The 1821-nt window shown below is 75.3% G+C and carries 2 protein-coding genes; both read left to right on the forward strand.

Annotated elements, in window-relative coordinates:
- Nucleotides 1–295 precede the first annotated feature (295 nt).
- Nucleotides 296–1063, forward strand: a complete 768-nt coding sequence (locus ABZ281_RS47980; RefSeq protein WP_356664992.1) for a GNAT family N-acyltransferase — start codon at nt 296–298, stop codon at nt 1061–1063.
- Nucleotides 1063–1821: lysophospholipid acyltransferase family protein (locus tag ABZ281_RS47985; RefSeq protein ID WP_356664994.1), on the forward strand; the 759-nt coding region annotated here is incomplete at its 3' end. The genes ABZ281_RS47980 and ABZ281_RS47985, both read left to right, overlap by 1 nt.

Here is a 1821-nt window from a genome sequence, read left to right on the forward strand (position 1 = left end):
AAGTACGTCCAGTACGGGGGCTTCCGGCCGGCACGCCGAGAGCACGCACCGGACGCCGCTCCTCAACGGGCAAACGTTGCCTGCCGCGGCACTAGGCCATCCGGGCCGCACCCGGGGGCGCGAGCCGTTCAACAACCTCACACCCGCTCTCTCTGCACATGACACGCGAAGGTCAGTCGGCCTCGGGACAACAGAGGCGGAGGCTCGCACACCACCTCAGCGCGGAGGTTCGCACGCCACCTCAGCGCCCGGCCCCGCCCCGCCTCACCGACCGGCCCGTGACCAGGAGAGTGCCATGACCGGCGTACTGACCGTCGACCGCCCCGCGCAGCCCACGGCCCCCACCCGCTACACCATCGCCCTCGCCCGGAACGAGCAGGACGTGCGTGCCGCCCAGCGGCTGCGGCACGACGTCTTCGCCGGGGAGATGGGCGCCCTGCTGGCCGGCCCGCAGCCCGGCCTCGACGTCGACTCCTTCGACGCGTACTGCGACCACCTGCTCGTCCGGGAGGAGACCACCGGCCAGGTCGTCGGCACCTACCGGCTGCTGCCGCCGGAGCGCGCGGCGGTCGCCGGGCGGCTGTACTCCGAGGGCGAGTTCGACCTGAGCGCCCTCGACGGGATCCGGCCGCAGCTCGTCGAGGTCGGCCGCTCCTGCGTGCACCCCGACCACCGCGACGGCGCGGTCATCAGCCTCATCTGGGCCGGCATCGCCCGCTACATGGTCGACCGCGGTCACGAGTGGCTCGCCGGCTGCTGCTCCGTCCCGCTCGCCGACGGCGGCGCTCTCGCGTCCGCCACCTGGGACCGGGTCGGCGACAAGCACCTCTCGCCGGAGGAGTTCCGGGTGCGGCCGCTGCTGCCGTGGACGCCCGGCCCCGCGCCCGCCGCCCGCGTCGAACTGCCCGCCCTGCTGCGCGGCTACCTGCGCCTCGGTGCCTGGGTGTGCGGCGCACCGGCCCACGACCCGGCCTTCGGCGTCGCCGACCTGTACGTGCTGCTGCCGATGAGCCGCGTCAACGCGCGCTACCTGCGGCACTTCCTCTCCCTCGTCCCGGCCTGATGAGCGCCTGGCTGCCCACCGCGCCCTGCACGCCCCGCGCCTGTGTCGAGGCGTCGGCGGCCGTGCGCGCGCGGGCCGTGCCGCGTGCTGTGCTGCGGCTCGGTACGGTCCTCCTGCTCCTCCTCGCGGGCATCACGCTGACGCCCTTCGGCGCCCGGATCCCGCCGTCCCTGATCCGGAGCTGGTGCCGGTGGATCGTGCGGGCCGCGGGGGTCCGGGTCCGTATCACCGGTGCCACCGCTCCCACCGGCGGACTGCTGCTGGTCGCCAACCACATCTCCTGGCTGGACATCCCGCTGCTGGCCGCCGTACGCCCCGCCCGGATGCTGGCCAAGACGGAGGTACGGCGCTGGCCGGTCGCCGGTGCCCTGGCCGCCCGCGGCGGGACCCTGTTCATCGACCGCGACCGGCTGCGGGCCCTCCCGGACACGGTCGCCCGGATCGCCGCGGCGCTGCGTGAGGGCGCCGCGGTCGCGGCCTTCCCCGAGGGCAGCACCTGGTGCGGCCGGGCGCAGGGCACCTTCCGCCGGGCCGACTTCCAGGCCGCGCTGGACGCGGGGGTGCCGGTCCAGCCGGTGCGCATCGGCTACCGGCTCGGCGGCGGCACCGCCACCACGGCCCCCGCGTACGTCGGCGAGGACACGCTGCTCGCCTCCCTGTGGCGGGTGGCGACGTCCACGCGGCCGTCACCCCGCCGATGGAACTGGCCGCGCACTACGTCGAGGTGTTCGAGGCCGGGCAGGACCACAGCCTGTACC

Source organism: Streptomyces sp. NPDC006265 (assembly GCF_040613555.1).
Lineage (GTDB): Bacteria > Actinomycetota > Actinomycetes > Streptomycetales > Streptomycetaceae > Streptomyces.

Excerpts from the sequence above, each read along its gene's own strand:
- ABZ281_RS47980 (WP_356664992.1), top strand. The coding sequence starts at position 296 with ATGACCGGCGTACTGACCGTCGACCGCCCCGCGCAGCCCACGGCCCCC.